Raw genomic sequence first — 19,598 nt, 5'->3', positions numbered from 1 at the left:
TGATCAACCCGCCGTTTTCAGCCCGGCCGGGCGCATGTCCTGCCAGTGCTCTTCGATATAGGCGATACAGGCCACACGCGTCGTCGGGCCAGCCATGGTCTGCCAACCGGCAGGCACGTCGGAAAATGCAGGCCACAGGCTGTACTGCTGGCGCGCGTTGAGCAGCACCAGGAAGTCGATGCTCTCATCATCGAAGGGATTGAGTTGTTCAGTCATGGTCGTTACCTGTTCCTGCCAAAAGTGGTGGAGTGTTTAAGTCGGCCAGCAGCCAGCGTAAGCCGTCAAGCAGCCCGCCGCGCCAGCACAGGGCATCATGCCCGCCGGAGAAAATACGGAAGTTGATGTCATGTCCGGCCGCCAGCAGCGCCTTGCGCATCTGCTGGTTGACCCAGGCCATATCGCCTTCGCGATCGCCCGCTTCCTGGAAGATTTTTAAGTGGCTGTCAGGCAGGTGCCCGTTGATCGCCTGTTCGGTCAGCCAGCCCATGTCGTGTTCCTGAGCCTCAGCAAAATGGGTCACCAGACGGACGTTGGGCCACCAGAACGATCCGGACTGGCTGAGGACGCGGCCAAAGCGTTCAGGCCAGTGCAGTCCGGCATACATCGCGGCCAGCCCGCCATAGCTCTGGCCGGCCACCACCGTGCGGTCACCCCGTTCGCTGAAGGCCGCGTGACTGCGTGCCAGCGGCAGCAGCTCCTCCTGTACAGCCCGCCAGAACGCGGCATTGCAGGGCAGCTCTTTTTCCCGCCAGTCACCGTTGATCACATCGATAAACAGCCAGCAGGCGGCGGGCAGCTGGCCACTGCCGGTGGCGGCCTGCAGGGCAGAAAACAGGGGTTGTCCCTCTACCCAGTTCTGGCCATCCAGCAGGATCACCAGCGGACTGTCTTCCGCGACCGGGAACGTGCCGGTGGTAAAGAGCCAGATTCGGCGCTGGTTGCCGAGCAGGATGCTGTCCCAGCTGAAGGTGTGCAGGCGCTCTGCATCGGGCTGCAGCGGATGTCCGGCATCCGGCGCATGCCACAGCGACTGGTCGGGTGCCGCAGGCATATGGGCGGCGGACAGGGCCTGTCCGCGACTGTTGAAATGGGGGGCGCAGCGGTTAAGCGGGTCGGCGATCGCCAGCGGGAAAAGGGAGATCCACCATTCTCGCTGCTGTTTTCGCCGCGTGTCGTGATCGTCACTGAAGGCCGGGGGCAGGCGGTCGGCCCCGACCGGGATCAGGCTGTAGCTGCCGCGCCAGTGTTCATCAATCTCCGTTGACCAGTGCCAGACATCGGTGCCGGGTAAACGCTGCAAACTTTGCGGCTGCGGACTGTGGTGATCGGTCACGCAGTTAATGTCGATATAGACCTGGCGTATCGCCGACCGGCTTTCGTCCCCTGCCGGATCGCGCCAGAGAAAGGTCATCCTGACGCACCCTTCACGCACCGCTTCCACCCGCGGTGTACCGTGCGCGGCGATTTCCTGCCACCAGCGATCTTCACCGGCATCACCAGCGGCCAGCCATTTTGCGGTGCTGCCTGCGGGCTGACTTAGCGGCCATAGTCTGTGCCGTGTTGTCACGATAATTTTCCTTGATTTACATTTAATGACGTAAACAGAGAGACTTTAATCTCTCTTACAGTAAACGACGCTAATGCAAATACTATTGAGAATAGTTTGCATTTGCAATAAGATGCGTCGCAACTTTCTAAAGAGCCTGTTATTTGTGCGTCATTACGGGTTTTCTTAAGAAGGGAAGAGGAACTGACGCCAGGAGTGGCAAAGGGGGTTCTTTCTGACCACCGCAGCCAATCAGCGCAACTAATGAATTGGCGGGGTTTAACGTTTTTTTTATCGGCAAGTCTGTTCAGACGGGATAACAGAACATGTTTAATAAAATTAAAAAGCAGGCATCACCAGGCATTGCAGCATTCTCTGATAAATACAGCACGCGTTTATTACTGGCATCGGCACTGTTTATCGCTCCTGCCGCGCAGGCCGCCACCGATGCCGACAGTACGATGACGGTCACGGCAGAAAGCCAGGAAAGTGTCACTGCGCCTAACAAAGGGATTGTGGCGAAAGCGAGCGCCTCCGGCACCAAGACCGCCACGCCGCTGCGCAAAACCCCGCAGTCGATTTCCGTGGTGACGCGCGATCAGATGGACGACCAGGATGCACGCTCCGTGGCTGATGCACTGGGCTACACCAGCGGCGTGGTCGCCACCTATCGTGGTAATTCCAACCGTAATGACGAAGTGATCAGCCGCGGGTTTCGCTATGCTCCCAAGCTGCTGGATGGCCTGCACTTCGGTCTCTCTTCAGAAAACGGCGGGGCGGGGCAGCTCGATCCCTGGCTGTTAGAGCGCGTGGAACTGGTCCACGGCCCGGCCTCGGTGCTGTATGGCCAGGTCAGCCCGGGCGGTCTGGTGCTGATGACCAGCAAGCGCCCAACGGCAGAAAGCATTCATGAAGTTCAGCTCAGTACCGGTAACCGCCACTATGGCGAAGCGGCCTTTGATTTTGGTGGCAAGCTGAATGACGACAATACGCTGTTTTACCGCCTGAACGGCATTGCCAGCACCCGGAACGAGTTTGTGAAGAACAGCAAACAGCAGCGGATGGCGATTGCCCCGGCACTGACCTGGCTGCCAAACGAAGACACCAGCTTCACGCTGTTAACCAGCTACCAGGACGATCCGAAAGCGGGGTCACGTAACTTCCTGCCGCGAGCGGGCACGCTGTATCCCACCGCAGCGGGCTATGTGCCTTACGATCTGAACGTCAGCGATTCCGACTTTGCCAAATCAAAACGCCAGCAGACGTCCATCGGTTACAGCCTGGAGCACAGTTTTAATGAGGCGCTGTCATTTACCCAGAACCTGCGTTACACCCACCGTGATGAAGATTACAAATATCTGGTGTACAACGTCGACGATGGCGACCATACCCTGACGCGTCTGGCCCAGCATGAAACGGCGATGACCAACGAGTTCAATGTCGATAACCAGCTGAAAGGCGTGTTCGACACCGGCGAGGTGCAGCATACGGTGCTGACCGGCTTTGATTATCGTTACTCCCATATCAACAGCAAGCTGTACCGTGACTACGGCAGCAGCTACCCGATGGACTGGAGGACCCAGAGCCGCGTGGACGTGGACGAAAGTCTGTTAGCGCTGGCGACCGATACTAAAAAGACCCTGAATCAGTACGGCGTGTATTTGCAGGATCAGCTGGAGTGGAATAACTGGAACCTGCTGCTGTCCGGTCGTAACGACTGGTCGCAGGTGCGCAATCAGGATCAGACCACCGGCGGATCGGACATCACCTATAACGACAGCGCCTTTACCGGTCGTGCAGGTCTGTTGTACGCCTTCGATAACGGCATCTCCCCTTATGTCAGCTACAGCACCTCGTTCGAGCCGGTGCTGGAACAGGCCGCACCGGGAGCCGACCCCCTGAAGCCGACGACCGGGGAACAGACCGAAGTCGGGGTGAAATTCCAGCCGAAAGGCGTCGATGCCATGATGACCGTTTCCTGGTTTGATATTAACCAGAAGAACGTCTCCTCATATAACCGTCTGACTAATGCCTATGAGCAGATTGGTAAAGTGAATTCTCAGGGGGTGGAAACTGAACTGCATATGCAGCCCACCCCGGAAATTAAGCTGACGGCGGCCTATACCTACACCGACGTGGTGACTAAAAGCGCCACTGACCCGGATAAAGTGGGCCACAGCCCGAACGCCATTCCACGCCATGCGGCGTCGGCCTGGGGCAGCTACAGCTTCCTGAACGGCGCGCTGAACGGCCTGACCGTCGGTACCGGGGTTCGCTATGTCGGGAAAGCGCCGGGGGATGACATCGGCGAGTATACTGTGCCGCATTACACGCTGTATGACGCGATGGTGAAGTATGAGCTGGGCCAGGCTGTTCCGGCGCTGAAAGGCACCACGCTGCAGTTTAATGCGCAAAACCTGACGGATGAGCATTACGTTTCATCCTGTGCCGGTCAGTATGCCTGCTTCTATGGGGCAGGGCGGACGTTTGTCGCCTCAGTCAACTACCGCTGGTAATTCCCGCCGGCGACCCGCGTGAAAGATCATCGTGCAGCCACCCCAACGGGTGGCTTTTTTTTGCCTGTTCCCTGTCCGTTGCCTCTTCCTGTTTTTTCCCGGCCCTCGGGCCGGAAGGATGTCTCTCGTTCGACACGTTAATTTTCTTTGATTTACATATTGTTGCATTTATTTGCTGCGCTATCGTGCCTGCGGGATAAGGAAAGCTAATGCAAATGCTATTGAGAGTGATTTACATTTGCATTAATATGCGTCGCAACTTCGCTTAATTCAGCGGTAACGCTGTATTTCGTCAGGTTTTTTTTACGCTGATCGCGCGTGAGTACGGGCAGGCATGACTCGTACCACGCTGGGATCCAGCCCTCGCCAGTCAGAAATACTAATGGATGGGTGGGCTTTACCGGTGCTTTTCGCAGGCAAGGCTGTTTCAGACGAGATGACAATTCATGACTAAAATGATGAAAGCCCAGGCACGACCTGGTGTGGCAGTAACCTCTGGTAAGGCCAGTTTGCGCCTGTTAGTGGCTTCAGCGCTGGTGGGGGTACCGGTGTCTCAGGCCGCCACAGAAAATACCCTGACCGTGACGGCAGAAACCCGTGAAAGCGTCACCGGGCGTAACAGCGGGCTGGTGGCAAAGGAGAGTGCGGCAGGCACCAAAACGGCCACGCCGCTGCGCAAAACGCCGCAGTCGATCTCCGTCGTGACGCGCGAACAGATGGATGACCAGGCGGCCGCTTCGGTGTCTGATGCGCTGAGCTACACCAGCGGCGTGGTCACTAATTACCGCGGTAACTCCAATCGTAACGACGAAATTATCAGCCGGGGCTTTCGCTATGCGCCGAAACTGCTGGATGGCCTGCACTACGGCCTCTCCAGCTCCAGCGGTGGCGCAGGGCAAATCGACCCGTGGCTGTTAGAGCGCGTGGAGATGGTCCACGGCCCGGCAGGCGTGTTATATGGTCAGGTCAGCCCCGGCGGGCTGGTGGTGATGACCAGCAAGCGGCCAACGGCGGAAACCGTGCGTGAAGTGCAACTCAGTAGCGGTAATCATCATCAGGGGGAAGCTGCCTTTGACTTCGGCGGTCAGCTGGACGACGACAGCACGCTGTTCTATCGCCTGAACGGCATCGCCAGCACCCGGCATGAAGACGTCAAAAACAATAAGCAGGAGCGCGTCGCCATTGCCCCTGCCATCACCTGGCTGCCGGATGCCGACACCAGTTTCACCCTGCTCGCCAGCTACCAGAACGATCCGAAAGCCGGCTCGCGCAACTTCCTGCCGATGGCCGGGACGCTGAAAGCGGCCAGCACCGGCTATATTCCGTATGATTTCAATATCAACGACCCGAATTACTACGGCAACCGACGGGAACAGGCGTCCGTGGGCTATGAATTTGACCACAGTTTCAATGAAGCCGTGTCGTTCACCCAGAACCTCCGTTACACCCATCGTGATGAAGACTATAAATATATGGTCTACACCACCAGTTCTCCGGTGAACGATCACACTATTGAGCGTCGTCCCCAGCACGAAACGGTGATGACCAACGAAGTGGGGGTGGATAACCACCTGAAAGGGCTGTTTGCGACCGGTGACGTCGGGCATACGCTGCTGGGCGGGCTGGATTATCGCTGGAGCCGTGTTGCCAGCACCCTGTCCCGTCACACCTCCAGCCAGTATCAGCTTGACTGGGCGAACCCGACCCGGGTGGACGTGGACGAGGGTGATATGAGCGTCAGCAGTAATACGCTGAAGCAGCTACACCAGGTGGGCGTTTATCTGCAGGATCAGATGGAGTGGAACCACTGGAATCTGGTGCTCTCCGGCCGGAATGACTGGTCCCAGATCCGCACGGTTAACCGTCTGTCCGCCACCGATGAGAAGCAGAACGACAATAAGCTGACCGGTCGCGCCGGGTTGCTGTATGCCTTTGATAACGGCCTGTCACCTTACGTCAGTTACAGCACCTCGTTTGAGCCGAACCTCAGCACCGGAGAGCCGGGAAGCGATCCGTTCAAACCGACGACCGGTGAGCAGACCGAGCTGGGGGTGAAGTTCCAGCCTGTGGGCTCGAATACGGTGATGACCGTCTCCGTGTTTGATATTACGCAGAAAAATATCACCTCCGTTAACCCGGTAACCAAGTATAACGAGCAGATTGGTAAGGTTAAATCGAAGGGCCTTGAGGCTGAAATTCATGCGCAGCCGACGCCGGAAGTGAAGCTGATTGCCGCCTACACTTATACGGATGCAGTCACCAAAGAGACGTACAACGCTACGCAGCTGGGGCACAGCCCTGCCAGCATTCCGCGCCATGCGGCCTCAGCATGGGGCAGCTACAGCTTCCAGGATGGCGTGTTAAGCGGTCTGACCGTGGGGACGGGCGTGCGCTACACGGGCGATGCCCCTGCCGACAGTACCGGGACTGACGAGGTGCCGCACTTCACACTGTACGACGCCATGGCAAAGTATGAACTGGGCGAGGCGGTGGCCAGCCTGAAAGGCACCACGGTTCAGCTGAACGTGCAGAACCTGACCGACAAGCACTACGTCGCCTCCTGCAGCGGCAGTGAGGCCTGCTTCTATGGTACCGGTCGCAACATTGTCGCCTCAGTGAATTATCGCTGGTAATGGCCGCGACAGCGCTTACCGCTGTATGACGGCGAGACGCTGCAGTGCAGAATGATTGCCCGTTAACCACCCCGTTGGGGTGGTTTTTTTTGGGCGCTCTGTCAGACTGAGTGCAGCCGAAACAGGAGAAGACTATGTCGTCATTAACGGGCCGTCAGCGTGCTGGCGCACTCTGTTTTGCTGCGGGTGGGCTGCTGTATTTGCTGGCAGAACGCCTCAGCGCGCTGGCCTGGCATTACCCGGCCTATCGTTACAGCCACAACTATATCAGCGACCTGGGGATCCCGGGCTGCGGGCCACAAATCTGTTCTCCGCTGCACGACGTAATGAATGCTGGCTTTGCGGCGGAAGGGCTGCTGTTTATACTGGCCTGCGGGCTGCTGCGCCGGGAGGTCCCTGGTCTGACCGGTGGGGCCGCGCTGCTGGCAGGGGGTCTTCACGGCACCGGCGGAGTGTTAATTGCGCTATTCCACAGCGGCGGCCCGGCAGCAGGCATCACGCTGCATCAGATCGGCGCAGTCATGGCGATTGGCGGCGGTAACCTCTGCCTGATCGCCGTGGGCCTGGCAGGGCGGCGAGTATCCGGTGTTTATGCGTCTTTCAGCCTGATACTGGGGGGCTGTGGCCTGGTCTGTATGCTGGCGATCCCCTGGGTTCCCGTGCCCGTCGGCCTGATTGAGCGGGCCGCTGTCTATCCCATCACCCTGTGGCAGATCGTTACCGGAGTGTCGTTGCTGCTGGCGGGGTCCCGTTATCGTGTCGTTAAATAACGCTGGCAGAGGTATCCCTGCCACCCCACTGCGCCTCCGCGCAGGTTCCTGAGGAGAGTGTCTTGAATCATAGCCAGCGTGAACATATCGCCGCCGTGGCTGCCACCGTCAGCCAGCATGCCTCTTCCCTGGCGCTGCGCCAGCACGATAGAACGATCCTTGACTCGTGGCAGCGCTGTGTCGACCATCACGGGCTGGATCCCAGCCGGATGCAGGCGGCGCGGATCCTGCCGTGGCATGAACTGCGTGAGCACCGCCAGCAGCTGGAGGAGTTTCGCCACATTGCCCGTCACGGCCTGGAGGCGCTCTACCGGCAGATTGCGCCGGCGGGCTATGTCCTGCTGCTGACGGATGCCACGGGGGTCACGGTCGACTATTACGGTGATGACAGTGCAGAAATCAGCCTGCGTCGCGCCGGGCTGTTTCTGGGCGCACACTGGTCGGAGGCCTGGGCGGGCACCTGTGCGGTCGGCACGGCGCTGGCAACCGGAAAAGCACTGACCGTCCATCACAATGACCATTTCGATGCCACCCACATCGCGCTCTCCTGTTCGGCGGTGCCGCTGTTCGATCCCCAGGGACAGCTGTACGCCATCCTCGATGTCTCTGCGCTGACCTCGCCGCAGCCAAAAGCCGGTCAGCAGCTGGCGTTGCAGCTCGCCAGGCTCTGCGCGCAGCGGATTGAAAATGCGTGGTTTGAGTACCGGCACCGTCACGACTGGATACTGAAGCTCAGTGCGGAAACGCCGTTTGTGGAGGTCAGCCCGGACTATCTGATTGCCATCGACGCAGGCGGCCGGCTGGTGGGGCACAACCACCGTGCGCAGCGCATGCTGGAACAGGAGCTGGGCCTGACCGCGCCATCCCCCCACAGCCGCAGTGTGCTGCCGGGCATGCCAATCGAACAGCTGTTTCACACCTCGGTTGACCGCCTGCCGGACTGGCTGGCCAGCGCCAGCGGGCGGCACGGCCAGCTGCAGCGGATCAACAGCGGGGAGCGACTGTACGTAACGGCGGTGCAACCCGCTACGCGGCCTCAACGGCAGGCCGTTACCGTGCCAGCGCCGCTACCCGCCCCGCTGGCGTCACTGACCGGGGGCGATCCGGCTTTTCAACAGCAGTTACAGCGTGCGTCACGCCTGCTGAACGCGTCCCTGCACCTGGTGGTACAAGGTGAAACCGGCTGTGGCAAAGAGTATTTTGCCCGGGCGTTTCACCAGGCCAGCGCACGCCGGTCGCAGCCGTTTATTGCGGTGAACTGTGCTGCGATAGCCCCGACGCTGATTGAAAGCGAGCTGTTTGGCCACCTGCCGGGCAGTTTTTCGGGTGCCGGCAGCCGGGGCCGACGCGGGCTGATCCAGGAGGCCGATGGCGGCACGCTGTTCCTCGATGAAATCGGCGATATGCCGCTGGAGATGCAGACGCGTCTGCTACGCGTGGTGGCCGAACAGGAGGTGCTGCCGGTCGGGGCATCGCGTCCGGTGCCGGTCAATATCCGCATTATCTCCGCATCCCACCACGCGCTTGAGCAGCGGGTTGAACAGGGACGCTTCCGTGCCGACCTGTTCTATCGCTTACAGGGGGCGCGGATCTCCCTGCCGGCGCTGCGTCACCGCGACGATCTCGACTGGCTGATTGCTAAGCTGCTGGGCAACCGGGCTTCGCTGACGGTCGCAGCCCGCCAGCGTCTGCATCAGCATGAGTGGCCGGGTAACCTGCGCGAGCTCAGTAATGCGCTGGAGTATGCGGTGGCCATGAGCGACGGCGGTGAGATAACGGTACAGGATCTGCCGGAAACCCTGACCGGCCCTGCTGAACCGGCGTCGTTCCAGACGGATATCCCACCGGAGGCCGCGCTTCTGCTGCAGTCCCTGCGGGCCGCACGCTGGAACCACAGCGCGGTCGCACGTCAGATGGGCATCAGCCGCATGACGCTCTACCGCCGGATGCAGCGCTACGGCATTCAGTCGCCGAATACCGCCCCGGATCGCGGCGCAGAAGGAGAATGATGAAAGCATTTTCTCCTGTTACAGGTGAGGGGCCGTTTTCACTTCCTGAAGGGGGACGGCAGCACTGTGCGGACCCGACTCAGGCTGAGAGTGGGCTGTTTGAGTTAGCGGCCGCTGGTCAGAAAGTCGCCCGTATCTGGTCCGGGCCAGAGTCACTGGTGGTGCCCGCCAGCTACCGGCGTTTTGCCCGGCTGGAGGCGGTGCGTGAGCCCTTTGCGGCTGACGGCTGCCCGGTATTTTTACGTAAGTCCGGCGGCGGGCTGGTGCCGCAGGGGCCGGGGATCCTCAACCTCAGCCTGGCGTACCCGACGGCGCTCACGCTCGGCGAAGCCGCCGAAGGGGTGTATCGTCATCTGTGCGCGATCTTAAGTGATGCGCTGGCGGAGCTGGGTGTGGTAACGGGCTGGCAGGCGGTGGAAGGATCGTTCTGCGACGGGCGGTTTAACCTTGCCTGCGGGGAGGGCACGGCGGCACGTAAAATTGCCGGCACGGCGCAGTACTGGCAGGCGATACCCGGCCAGACCTTCGACGGGCCGCGTCGCCACGTAGTGCTGGCGCACGCGGTGCTGCTGGTGGACTGCGATCTGACGGCGGCGCATCGTCTGGCGAACCAGTTCGAAGCGGCACTCGGCAGCGGGCGCTTTTATCTGGCAGCGAAAACCGTCAGCGTGGCGCAGAGGCTGCCAGCGCCGTCTCCGCATCTGCGGGATGACGTCATGGAGGCGATCATCGCACAACTCGCGCAGGGATGACCCGGCTCATCCCGCACGGTCGTTGTCTGAACGACCGGAGGCCTGAGCGGGCGGGATGCCTGCTCAGGCCTCCGGTTTGCCGCTTTACCTGCCGGACACCGGCTTCGCATACCGCACAAAATACCCATACCTGACCCTTTATCCGGGGAAAAAGCTGCGCTACTCTTTTATCTTGCGCACTAGATAATCAAGCAGCAGATAAAAATCGGAAATGAAGATGCAGACACCACAGCAAATCGGTACCCAACTCTCCTTCGCGTTATACGGCGCGGCGAACCGCATGAACCGGCTGCATAAGCCTTTTCTCGATCCGCTGGGCCTCACGTTCCCTCAGTATCTGGTGATGCTTGAACTGTTTAACGGCACGCCGCGCACGGTGGGGGACATCGGAACCCAGCTCGGTATGGACACCGGCACCATCACGCCCGTTCTTAAACGGCTGGAGGCCGCCGGGCGCATCTGCCGCACGCGGGACCGCAGCGATGAACGGCGGGTGCTGATTACCCTGACGGAGGCGGGGAGTGCCCTGCAAACCGAACTGTGGCGCGTTACCGACCGCATTAAATCAGCCTGTCAGTTATCAGAGACAGAGCTGGTGGCGCTGCGCGACACCCTGAATAATTTCGCGCATCCTGCTGAAAAATAATATTTTTCCACTCAGACCCTAAGGTGTACTTATGAACATAGGCATTATCGGCGCGGGAAATATTGGCTCAACGCTGGCGCATAAACTCGCCGGGTGTGGTCACACTGTTAAGCTGGCGAACTCGAGAAGCCCGGATACCATCGCGGAACTGGCGCGTCAGCTGGGGGTAACGGCGGTAGAACGTCAGGAGGCCGTTCGCGATGTTGAGGTGATCATTCTCTCTACGCCTTTTGATAAACATGCTGAACTGGCCACCCTGTTGCGTGACGTGCCGCCAGCGGTGATTGTCATTGATACCGCCAACTACTATCCCTTCCGCGATGGTGATATTGAGGCGCTCCGCCAGGGCACCCCTGAAAGTGTTTACGCCAGTGGCCTCCTGCAGCGTCCCGTGGTGAAGGCGTGGAATGCTGTCCTGGCCGGGACGCTGAAGGAAAAAGGCGTGGCTGCCGGTTCAGCAACGCGTATCGCCATCCCGGTAGCTGGCGACAGTCCTGCAGCAAAATCCGTGGTGATGTCGCTGGTCAGTGACACCGGTTTTGATGCCGTTGACGGCGGCACGCTCGGTGAATCGTGGCGGCAGCAGCCCGGTACGCCCGCCTACTGCACGGAACTGGACAGTGACGGACTGCGTGCGGCGCTTCAGGCGGCCGATAAAGATCGTGCCCCGCTGAACAGAGAGGCGTTGCTGCAGGAATTTATGTCAGCGGGCGACAGGCTCACGCATGAGGCCATTGTTGAACGTAACCGGGCGGTCACGGCCTGAGCCTGAGGAACACAATATGAAACACACAGAAAATCTGCGTATCGGCATCCTCGGCACTGGTCACATCGGCAAAACGCTGGCGCGCACACTGGCCTCCGCCGGTCATCGCGTCAGGGTGGCCAATTCCCGTGGGCCAGAAACGATCGCCGCAGAGGTGCTTGCAACGGGTGCGGTTGCCACGGACGCCGCCGCTGCGCTGGCAGAGGTGCAGGTGGTGATCCTGTCGGTGCCGCTGACCCGGCTCAGCGATCTCGTCCCGCTTATTCAACAGCTGCCTGAAGACGTGATTATTGCCGATACCTCGAACTATTACCCGCATCGGGACGGCACCATCAGCGCGATCGTTAACGGGCAGGTTGAAAGCCTGTGGGTTGCCGGGCTGCTGGGGCGACCGATCGTCAAGGCGTGGAACGCAATCGGTTCGGACTCGTTGGTGAAGAAAGGCCTGCCTGGCAAAAGCGCGGCACGGCTGGCCATTCCCGTGGCGGGCGATACCCTGCAGCGCCGCACGGTGATTATGGAACTGGTGAATGACACCGGTTTCGATCCCTTCGATGCAGGAACGCTGGCCGAATCCTGGCGACAGCAGCCTGGCGCACCCTGCTACTGTACCGATCTCACCCGGGAAGAGATGGGACCCGCACTGGCCTCTGCGGAGATAGCGCGTTTACCGGCCCGACGGGATCTGGCGGTGGCGGCGATTCAGGAGCGGATGGGGGACAACAAAACCAACCCAGATGCGGATTATCTCGTTCGCCTGCACCGGGCACTGTTCATGTAGCGCAGTCCGGCGGCCCGCCAGCGCATCGTCTTACATCTTGTCTTCTAAAAACGTAATAAAGGCCCTGACTTTTGAGTTCAGGGCCGAACGTTCATTGACGCAGGCATAAATATTCATGGGTGAAGACTCGGTGTAACGCCCGTCACTGTTGTCTGCGCTGAATAACGCCGTGAGCTGGCCGTTAGCGATCAGTGGCCGGGCAATAAAACTGGCCAGCCGGGCAATTCCCCCGCCGTTAACGGCTATATTGGCAATAATATCAATATCATCGCTGATGAATTCCGGATTAAGCTTCGCGTTAACAGGCTGGCCGTCGACGATAAAATGCCAGGGAAGAAAACGGCCGTCTGTCGGATAGCGGAACACCAGGCAGGCGTGGCGGCTGAGGTCTTCGGGTGAGCGGGGAAGGCCGGCGCGCGCCAGATAAGCGGGGGCCGCACAAACGATAAACGGCAGCGAGGCGATTTTCCTGGCGATCAGCTGATCGTTCAGCTGTGCCTCGATGCGGATACTGACGTCAACGCCTTCCAGCCGGTGATCGACGTTGCGATCGGTACTGATAAGCTCAATATCAATATCGGGAAAAGAGGCTTTAAATTCGGGCATCAGTGGCGCGATAACGTAGCGGCCAAACGCCGCTGTGGTCGCGATGCAAAGGGGACCCTGCGGCCGGGACTCCATCGATGCTGCCTGCGAGGCCAGGTCGATATCATGCGGAATATGGCGCACTTTCTCAAAATAACGCTGCCCGCTTTCGGTCAATGTCATGCTGCGGGTGGTGCGCGACAGCAGACGCACGCCCAGATGGGTTTCCAGGCGGGAAAGACTCTGGCTTACTGCCGCCGGGCTCATCCCCCTGGCACGGGCCGCTGCGGCAATACTGCCGTTTTCCACCACGCGGATAAAATTGCCGATCAGCCCCAATAGGTCCATCGATCCCTCCCTCTCTGATTCGTCACATTTGCTTAATAATGAATAAAGCATAACGGCTCTACCGCCGCCCGGGCCGGCTTGTTAGGTTAGTCGCTGTTTTTCACTTACCCACCAAAGGGACCCGATGATGACCCCTGTTATTGCGAAAAATAGTGCCCGCACCCGCCTGCCAAAACCGGCTTCACCCTATATATTTGCGCTGTATATGGCAACGATTATGGCGTATTTAATGAGCCTGGTGATCACGCTGGCGGAATCGGGCATCGGCCCACATTACATGGGAAATGTGATGAATGCTTATAAAGTCGCCATGCCGTCGGCTTTTGTCTGCATCCTTGTTGTACGTCCGATGGTGATGCGGCTGGTAGGGCTGACGGTGCACGGTCACTGAGTCAGCCTGAGCTTCTGTTTGTTTGCGGCACGCTGTGAGCGTCGCGCACGTTAATGGCGCGGTAGATGAATGCCGTTGTGGACGGGGGCGGGCGGGAGAGTGGGGCAATCCCAGCGGGGGATTGCCCTGAGCAGTCAGTTACTGCGGTGGACGGACCAGGATTTTCACCTGGTTTTTCTCTTTCACCAGCGCGTCGAACCCTTCGGTCACCAAATCGTTCAGTTCAATGCGTTTGGTGACCAGCTTGTCGGCCTGGAAATACCCCTGGGTCATCAGCTCCATCACCGCCGGGAAAATATGGCGATAGGCGATGATGCCTTTCACACTGCGTTCGGCCAGTACCACCCTGTTCGGGTGGAAGGAGGCTTCGCCCTCCCAGATGGAAACGATGATGGTTTCGCCTTCGTAGCGGGTGGCATCAATACACTGCTTCAGCACCACCGGCACGCCGGTCACTTCGAACGACACGTCAACGCCGCCTTTGCTCAGTTCACGAATGGTGGCTACCGCATCCTGCTTGCCCGGGTCGATGACCACGTTAGCCCCCAGCTCGCGGGCTTTTTCGGCGCGCTGCGGCGACAGCTCGACGACGTAAATCTCCGAGGCACCCGCCGCACGCAGGGCTTCGATCACCAGCAGACCAATCGGGCCGGCACCAAATACCGCCGCTTTATCCCCGGCTTTCAGTTTGCTCATGCGCACGGCATGCAGGGCCACGGCGGCAGGTTCCACCAGCGCGCCCTGTTCGTAAGAGAGGCCGTCCGGCATACGGTGCACCATATGCTCATCGACCATGGTAAATGACGAAAATCCGCCACCGCCGCCGGACAGACCGTGGAAGCCCAGGTCGCCGCACAGATTGTATTTACCCTCGCGGCAGGCTTCGCATTCGCGGCACGCAAGGATTGGCTCGACCACCACACGGTCGCCCGCTTTAAATTTACTGACGCCAGCACCAACCTCAACCACTTCGCCCGAGAACTCGTGGCCCATCACGATAGGAGCAATGTCGTGGCTGATTTTATGCGGTTTATCGACCGGAACAAAGATCGGCCCGGCGAGGTATTCGTGCAGGTCGCTGCCGCAGATCCCGGTCCAGGCTACTTTGATTTTCACCTTACCGGCTGAAACCTCAGGCTCTTCGATATCGTCAATGCGGATGTCATGTGCTTTATACCAACGTGCTGCTTTCATCTTCTTTTCCCTTGAGATTGGTCTACATCCTGTCCACTGCCACTGATGGGGCCGGATCAGGAACTCAGGGCTGCATAGTGCGAAAAGCGTGCCAGAAGTGAGATTTTTGGTAACCTGTTGATTTTTTGAGAAGGGGTTTGGCGTCAAAGCAGAAAAATGCGTAAGGGTGTGACAGGTGTAACGGGGTGCGGGTGTAACAGGTGAGAGGCGGGGGGAGGGGGAGATTGAGAGTGTTCGGGAAAAGTGCGGGCGTCTTCTTTGTGCCAGGAGCGGAAATTATCATTTTGGAATCATCAATACTGCTAATGGCTTTCGGTTGTGTTAAAAAATTGCTTCAAGTCAGTAGTGTCTGAAATCTTATGGAGCAGAAATGAGAACGCAAAAGCGATGCATGGGGTATGTGGCTATCGTGGTCGACGACTATGACCGTGCAATTGATTACTACACCGACAAGCTGGGCTTTACGCTGGTAGAAGACACACCCCAGCCGGGTAAACGATGGGTCGTTGTGACGCCCAATCCCGAAAGCCACTGTAATCTTCTCCTGGCCCGTGCTTCAAACGAGCGTCAAGAAGGTTTTATCGGCAACCAGTGCGGCGGGCGGGTATTTCTGTTCCTGCAGACTGACGACTTCTGGCGCGACTATAACGCCATGAAAGAAAAGGGTGTTCACTTCTGCCAGGAACCGCGGGAGGAGGAGTACGGGATAGTCGTTGTGTTTGAGGACATCTACGGCAATCGCTGGGATCTTTACCAGAACAAGCAAGATTAAAGCTCTTTTACAGTTGGGGCATCACGACTTTTCCGGCCCCACTACAATGTCCGCTTTTCGCTCTTACCCGCCTTTCATCCCCTAACACCCACACAAAAAAAATGCCATCCCTCAACGGGATAGCATTCTGAATTTATCCAAACAGCGCTTACCTCAAAGGCATAAGCGGTTTTACCCTAAATATCGATCATCACCGGAACGGCGGCTCATTAAACGTCCGCAGCTTGCGTGAGTGCAGGCGGTCGCCCTCGGCGCGCAGCAGATCGATGGCGCGGATACCAATCTGCAGGTGCTCGGAGATCGCGCCTTCGTAGAAGCGGTTGGCCTGACCCGGCAGCTTGATCTCGCCGTGCAGCGGCTTGTCAGAGACGCAGAGCAGGGTGCCGTAAGGCACGCGGAAGCGGTAGCCCTGGGCAGCAATGGTGGCGCTTTCCATATCGACCGCCACGGCGCGGCTGAGGTTGAAACGCAGCGCGGAAGCGGAATAGCGCAGCTCCCAGTTGCGATCGTCGGTGGTGACCACCGTACCGGTGCGCAGCCGCTCTTTCACCGCTTCACCCGGCATGCCGCTCACCTGTTTGGTGGCGTCGTACAGCGCGCGCTGCACTTCGGCAATGCTCGGAATAGGGATATCCGGTGGCAGCACGGCGTCCAGAACGTGGTCGTCGCGCAGATAAGCATGCGCCAGTACGTAATCACCAATGGTCTGGCTTTCCCGCAGCCCGCCGCAGTGGCCAATCATCAGCCAGGCGTGCGGGCGCAGCACGGCGAGATGGTCACAGATGGTTTTGGCATTGGACGGACCCACGCCAATATTCACCAGCGTGATCCCCTGGCCGTCTTTGGCGATCAGATGCCAGGCCGGCATCTGGTGCTTTTTCCACGCCAGGTCGGAGATCGTTTGCTCCGGGTGCGGCGTGTCGTGAGTCAGGGTGGTGCCTCCGGCGCAGGACAGGGCCAGATAAGGGGAGTCCGGGTCTGCGATCTGTTCGCAGGCCCAGGAGACAAATTCATCCACATAGCGCGTGTAGTTGGTAAACAGCACGTAGGGCTGGAAATCTTCCACCGGGGTGCCGGTGTAGTGGCGCAGGCGGGCCAGCGAGAAGTCGGTACGCAGCGCGTCGAAGTGGGACAGCGGAAACGTTTCGCCCGGCACCAGCAGCCCGTCGGCGTTCTCATCACCAATCTGCGACAGTTCGGTGGTGGGGAAATGCTGGGCGATGCCTGCGCTCATACTGCGATCCAGCGCCAGTCCGGACCCGTCAATCACATAGGGGAACGGGATCTCCTGCTGCGAGGGCAGCACGTCGATCTGCACCTGATATTCACCGGTCAGCATGGTCAGCTGTTCGCTGAGGTAGTGGCGCAGCAGCGCCGGGCGGGTAATGGTGGTGCTGTAGCTTCCGGCGCGGGTAAAGCGGCCGAAAGCACGGGTCAGACGCTGCGAGGGTGCCACGCCATCCCAGGTGACGCGCAGCTGCGGGTAAACAAACAGCCCGGCGGCGCGCCGGGTCGCATCGGGCAGGCTGCCGTCAGCGACAAAAGCGGTGATCGCCTCGCGCAGGGCCTCAACGGCGGCGTTGTAATGGTTTTCCAGGCTATCCAGCGCTTCAGTGACGGTCAGGGATCGCGCTACGGGGTAAGTCATGGTATCTCCTTGAATCGTTTGCACGTTTGTCTCACAGACTACCTGAAGATAACAGCAAAAGGATAGCGCATGAAACCCCTCAGCTGCTGGCCCCGGGTTCCAGGCTGAATCTGACCTGTTCTTCCTGCGGCGACGGGGCATCATCCAGCATCGCCATCAGCTGCTGTCCCACCTGGTGTCCCAGCTTTTCGTAATTGAGGCGCATGGAGGTGAGGGCGGGGAAGGTGTGATCGCAGTTGTCAGAACCATCCAGACACGCCACGGCCAGGTCGTAAGGCACCTTCAGCAGCCGGCGCTGGCACTCAGACAGTACGCCAAAGGCGATCTCCTCATGGCTGCAAATAATCGCGTCCAGATCCGGCTGGCTTTGCAACAGCTGGCCCAGCGCATAGCGGCCAAACTGCAGGCTTGGCGCATCCGGAACGGTGATCATCAGATCCGCATTCTGATAGTGCATCAGCATCGCTTTGTGCCAGCCATTAAGCTGCTGTTTGTGCAGGCGGTTATCTGTCTGCGCACCGATAAACCCGATGCGGCGATAGCCTTTATCCAGCAGATGGGCGGTCAGCCGTTCAGCGGCATCGTTGATGGCAATATCCAGGGTGATGTCGGCGGAAAAACGTTCCGCACCGCAGACGTTCACCGTCACCAGTTCGGCGGATTCAATCAGCTCACAGGTCTTTTTCGACAGCTGTGCGCCAAACAGGACGAGGGCAGAGGGGCGGTTTTGCAGCAGTTTTTCTACCAGCGGCGTTTCGCCATACTGATGATATTCGTGGCAGGCCATAATCAGCTGGAAGGGCTGCTTACTCAGCGTCTGCTGCAGGGCCTGAACAAAGCGGGTGCTGGCGCGGTCGTGCTGAAAAGGGTACAGCACCGCAACGGTGTGCAGCTGCGAGGAGGCCAGACTGCTCGCGGCCTGATTGGGCACATAGCCCAGCTCCCCCACGGCCTGGCGGATTTTCTCCAGCGAGGCCGCAGAGACCTGGCCCGGATCGCGCAGCGCACGGGAGACGGTCATCGGGCCGACGCCGGCATGGCGCGCGACATCCTGTAGGGTCACGCGGTTTACCCCCTGCGCTGACAGCGCGCTGGCTTCCGTATTGGCTTCATAGCCGAGGACGCTGGCGGCCTGTTCAACCTGATTGCGAACTTTTTCAGAGACCAGCTCCGGCGTCCGCATGACGCGCGACACGGTCATGGCCCCGACACCGACATAATCGGCGATATCCTGCAACGTTACCCGGCCACTGCCGCGACGCTTGCGCATCCTGGTTTCTCCTTTACAACCCTGTTTATGACACCTTCGCAGTGTGCCGATACCGATATCCGGCAACAACTTATTCTCCGGCAGATGATAGGCCGGTCACAATTAATGATAGTTATAACAGTTAGCGTTATCTTTTTAGATATCCGTCACATTATTCCCTTCGCTCTGGCACTACTCTGCTCCTGCGATTAGAGAGAGGTGACAAACAATGCTTAAAGAATTACTGACAGCCGATGTTGTTCAGATTATCCCTGCCTGTGCTGACTGGCGTCAGGCTGTCTCACTTTCCTGCCAGCCGCTGCGTGATAACGGCACCATTGAAGCCCGCTATGTCGAAGCGATTTACCGCTCACATGAGGCCATTGGTCCATATTACGTGGTTGGCCCCGGCATCGCTATGCCTCATGCGCGTCCGGAAGACGGCGCGAACAAAATGGGCGTCAGCCTGACGGTGATCCGCGAGGGCGTTAACTTCGACTCTGAGGGTAACGACCCGGTGCATCTGCTGATCGTGCTGGCCGCGACCGACAGTAACAGCCATATCGGCATTATTACGGCGCTGGCCCATCTGTTCGATACCCCTGAGGATACCGCGTCGCTGATGGCGGCGACGCAGCCAGAGCAGATTTTATCCATTATTTCACGTTATTAATAATCTCCAGAGGACAATATGAAAATTACCGTGGTATGTGGCAATGGTTTAGGTACCAGCCTGATGATGGAAATGAGCATTAAGAGCATCGTTAAAGAACTGGGCGTGAATGCAGAAGTCGACCATGTTGATCTCGGTTCCGCCAAAGGGACCGCCAGCGACATCTTCGTCGGTACCTCCGACATTGCCGAGCAGCTGGTCGCCCAGCAGGTGGGCGGTAAGATTGTCTCCCTGAAAAATATGGTCGACAAAGTGGCAATGAAAGAGCGTATTTCAGCGGCTCTGACAGAGCTCGGCGCGTTATAACAGGGAGCCAAAA

At 59.0% G+C, this 19,598-nt stretch carries 18 protein-coding genes; 12 read left to right on the top strand and 6 right to left on the bottom strand.

Annotation, left to right across the window (positions count from 1 at the left end):
- Positions 1 to 3 precede the first annotated feature (3 nt).
- The gene (locus tag ACZ3HG_RS05870; protein ID WP_465332234.1) at positions 4 to 216 is read right to left on the bottom strand and encodes an MbtH family protein; all 213 of its coding nucleotides are present in this window, start codon (positions 214 to 216) and stop codon (positions 4 to 6) included.
- Positions 209 to 1,567 (bottom strand): enterochelin esterase, encoded by a 1,359-nt coding sequence (gene fes, locus ACZ3HG_RS05865; RefSeq protein ID WP_465332232.1) that lies wholly within the window; start codon positions 1,565 to 1,567, stop codon positions 209 to 211. The genes ACZ3HG_RS05870 and fes overlap by 8 nt, the downstream gene beginning before the upstream one ends.
- A 305-nt stretch (positions 1,568 to 1,872) precedes the next feature.
- Here fes and ACZ3HG_RS05860 point away from each other — a divergent pair, with 305 nt between their 5' ends.
- The 8 genes from ACZ3HG_RS05860 (at position 1,873) to ACZ3HG_RS05825 (ending at position 12,419) form a co-directional block, all read left to right on the top strand.
- A complete protein-coding gene (locus ACZ3HG_RS05860) occupies positions 1,873 to 4,062 on the top strand; it encodes a TonB-dependent siderophore receptor (protein ID WP_191936545.1) in 2,190 nt (729 codons plus the stop codon).
- 455 nt (positions 4,063 to 4,517) lie between these two features.
- Positions 4,518 to 6,695 carry a TonB-dependent siderophore receptor gene (locus ACZ3HG_RS05855; protein WP_423244813.1) on the top strand — a complete coding sequence of 726 codons (2,178 nt, stop codon included), beginning with the start codon at positions 4,518 to 4,520 and terminating at the stop codon, positions 6,693 to 6,695.
- Between the two features lie 134 nt (positions 6,696 to 6,829).
- A complete protein-coding gene (locus tag ACZ3HG_RS05850) occupies positions 6,830 to 7,465 on the top strand; it encodes a DUF998 domain-containing protein (RefSeq protein ID WP_222682139.1) in 636 nt (211 codons plus the stop codon).
- A 62-nt stretch (positions 7,466 to 7,527) separates the two neighbouring features.
- A complete protein-coding gene (locus ACZ3HG_RS05845) occupies positions 7,528 to 9,474 on the top strand; it encodes a sigma-54-dependent Fis family transcriptional regulator (RefSeq protein ID WP_465332230.1) in 1,947 nt (648 codons plus the stop codon).
- Positions 9,474 to 10,226, top strand: coding sequence for a lipoyl protein ligase domain-containing protein (locus ACZ3HG_RS05840; protein WP_465332228.1), 753 nt, complete (start codon positions 9,474 to 9,476; stop codon positions 10,224 to 10,226). The genes ACZ3HG_RS05845 and ACZ3HG_RS05840 overlap by 1 nt, the downstream gene beginning before the upstream one ends.
- A gap of 217 nt (positions 10,227 to 10,443) precedes the next feature.
- Positions 10,444 to 10,872: a MarR family winged helix-turn-helix transcriptional regulator gene (locus ACZ3HG_RS05835; RefSeq protein WP_244633615.1), complete on the top strand. Its 429-nt coding sequence runs from the start codon at positions 10,444 to 10,446 to the stop codon at positions 10,870 to 10,872.
- A gap of 31 nt (positions 10,873 to 10,903) precedes the next feature.
- On the top strand, positions 10,904 to 11,638 hold the full coding sequence (locus tag ACZ3HG_RS05830; RefSeq protein ID WP_465332225.1) for an NADPH-dependent F420 reductase: 735 nt from the start codon (positions 10,904 to 10,906) through the stop codon (positions 11,636 to 11,638).
- Positions 11,598 to 12,419, top strand: a complete 822-nt coding sequence (locus ACZ3HG_RS05825) for an NADPH-dependent F420 reductase (protein ID WP_274604276.1) — start codon at positions 11,598 to 11,600, stop codon at positions 12,417 to 12,419. The genes ACZ3HG_RS05830 and ACZ3HG_RS05825 overlap by 41 nt, the downstream gene beginning before the upstream one ends.
- A 30-nt stretch (positions 12,420 to 12,449) precedes the next feature.
- On the opposite strand, the gene ACZ3HG_RS05820 is transcribed toward ACZ3HG_RS05825, so the two are convergent.
- Positions 12,450 to 13,352 (bottom strand): LysR family transcriptional regulator, encoded by a 903-nt coding sequence (locus ACZ3HG_RS05820; RefSeq protein WP_191932813.1) that lies wholly within the window; start codon positions 13,350 to 13,352, stop codon positions 12,450 to 12,452.
- A gap of 127 nt (positions 13,353 to 13,479) precedes the next feature.
- On the opposite strand from ACZ3HG_RS05820, the gene ACZ3HG_RS05815 reads away from it, so the two are divergent.
- Positions 13,480 to 13,743, top strand: coding sequence for a DUF2798 domain-containing protein (locus ACZ3HG_RS05815; RefSeq protein ID WP_465332585.1), 264 nt, complete (start codon positions 13,480 to 13,482; stop codon positions 13,741 to 13,743).
- Between the two features lie 138 nt (positions 13,744 to 13,881).
- Here the strand turns inward: ACZ3HG_RS05815 and ACZ3HG_RS05810 are convergent, their stop codons facing one another.
- On the bottom strand, positions 13,882 to 14,937 hold the full coding sequence (locus ACZ3HG_RS05810) for a 2,3-butanediol dehydrogenase (protein ID WP_465332223.1): 1,056 nt from the start codon (positions 14,935 to 14,937) through the stop codon (positions 13,882 to 13,884).
- Between the two features lie 370 nt (positions 14,938 to 15,307).
- Between ACZ3HG_RS05810 and ACZ3HG_RS05805 the strand changes: the two genes are divergently transcribed.
- Positions 15,308 to 15,709, top strand: coding sequence for a VOC family protein (locus ACZ3HG_RS05805; protein WP_465332221.1), 402 nt, complete (start codon positions 15,308 to 15,310; stop codon positions 15,707 to 15,709).
- 190 nt (positions 15,710 to 15,899) lie between these two features.
- On the opposite strand, the gene ACZ3HG_RS05800 is transcribed toward ACZ3HG_RS05805, so the two are convergent.
- Complete coding sequence (locus ACZ3HG_RS05800; protein ID WP_062742738.1) at positions 15,900 to 17,357, bottom strand: AMP nucleosidase; 1,458 nt, start codon at positions 17,355 to 17,357, stop codon at positions 15,900 to 15,902.
- A gap of 79 nt (positions 17,358 to 17,436) precedes the next feature.
- Positions 17,437 to 18,627 carry a LacI family DNA-binding transcriptional regulator gene (locus ACZ3HG_RS05795; RefSeq protein WP_191932809.1) on the bottom strand — a complete coding sequence of 397 codons (1,191 nt, stop codon included), beginning with the start codon at positions 18,625 to 18,627 and terminating at the stop codon, positions 17,437 to 17,439.
- A gap of 208 nt (positions 18,628 to 18,835) precedes the next feature.
- On the opposite strand from ACZ3HG_RS05795, the gene ACZ3HG_RS05790 reads away from it, so the two are divergent.
- Positions 18,836 to 19,279 carry a PTS sugar transporter subunit IIA gene (locus ACZ3HG_RS05790; protein WP_062742736.1) on the top strand — a complete coding sequence of 148 codons (444 nt, stop codon included), beginning with the start codon at positions 18,836 to 18,838 and terminating at the stop codon, positions 19,277 to 19,279.
- An 18-nt stretch (positions 19,280 to 19,297) separates the two neighbouring features.
- Positions 19,298 to 19,585 (top strand): PTS sugar transporter subunit IIB, encoded by a 288-nt coding sequence (locus ACZ3HG_RS05785; protein ID WP_062742735.1) that lies wholly within the window; start codon positions 19,298 to 19,300, stop codon positions 19,583 to 19,585.
- The last annotated feature ends 13 nt before the right edge of the window (positions 19,586 to 19,598 follow it).

Source organism: Erwinia sp. PME.40.26/001, assembly GCF_055556675.1.
Note: the sequence above shows the minus strand (reverse complement) of the source record. Positions and strands in the feature narration are given on the sequence as shown.

Coding starts and splice junctions, on each gene's coding strand:
- ACZ3HG_RS05850 (WP_222682139.1), top strand. CDS start 6,830: ATGTCGTCATTAACGGGCCGTCAGCGTGCTGGCGCACTCTGTTTTGCT.
- ACZ3HG_RS05830 (WP_465332225.1), top strand. CDS start 10,904: ATGAACATAGGCATTATCGGCGCGGGAAATATTGGCTCAACGCTGGCG.
- ACZ3HG_RS05790 (WP_062742736.1), top strand. CDS start 18,836: ATGCTTAAAGAATTACTGACAGCCGATGTTGTTCAGATTATCCCTGCC.
- ACZ3HG_RS05840 (WP_465332228.1), top strand. CDS start 9,474: ATGAAAGCATTTTCTCCTGTTACAGGTGAGGGGCCGTTTTCACTTCCT.
- ACZ3HG_RS05810 (WP_465332223.1), bottom strand. CDS start 14,937: ATGAAAGCAGCACGTTGGTATAAAGCACATGACATCCGCATTGACGAT.
- ACZ3HG_RS05800 (WP_062742738.1), bottom strand. CDS start 17,357: ATGACTTACCCCGTAGCGCGATCCCTGACCGTCACTGAAGCGCTGGAT.
- ACZ3HG_RS05815 (WP_465332585.1), top strand. CDS start 13,480: ATGACCCCTGTTATTGCGAAAAATAGTGCCCGCACCCGCCTGCCAAAA.
- ACZ3HG_RS05825 (WP_274604276.1), top strand. CDS start 11,598: ATGAGGCCATTGTTGAACGTAACCGGGCGGTCACGGCCTGAGCCTGAG.
- ACZ3HG_RS05805 (WP_465332221.1), top strand. CDS start 15,308: ATGAGAACGCAAAAGCGATGCATGGGGTATGTGGCTATCGTGGTCGAC.
- ACZ3HG_RS05860 (WP_191936545.1), top strand. CDS start 1,873: ATGTTTAATAAAATTAAAAAGCAGGCATCACCAGGCATTGCAGCATTC.
- ACZ3HG_RS05785 (WP_062742735.1), top strand. CDS start 19,298: ATGAAAATTACCGTGGTATGTGGCAATGGTTTAGGTACCAGCCTGATG.
- ACZ3HG_RS05820 (WP_191932813.1), bottom strand. CDS start 13,352: ATGGACCTATTGGGGCTGATCGGCAATTTTATCCGCGTGGTGGAAAAC.
- ACZ3HG_RS05835 (WP_244633615.1), top strand. CDS start 10,444: ATGCAGACACCACAGCAAATCGGTACCCAACTCTCCTTCGCGTTATAC.
- ACZ3HG_RS05795 (WP_191932809.1), bottom strand. CDS start 18,627: ATGCGCAAGCGTCGCGGCAGTGGCCGGGTAACGTTGCAGGATATCGCC.
- ACZ3HG_RS05870 (WP_465332234.1), bottom strand. CDS start 216: ATGACTGAACAACTCAATCCCTTCGATGATGAGAGCATCGACTTCCTG.
- ACZ3HG_RS05855 (WP_423244813.1), top strand. CDS start 4,518: ATGATGAAAGCCCAGGCACGACCTGGTGTGGCAGTAACCTCTGGTAAG.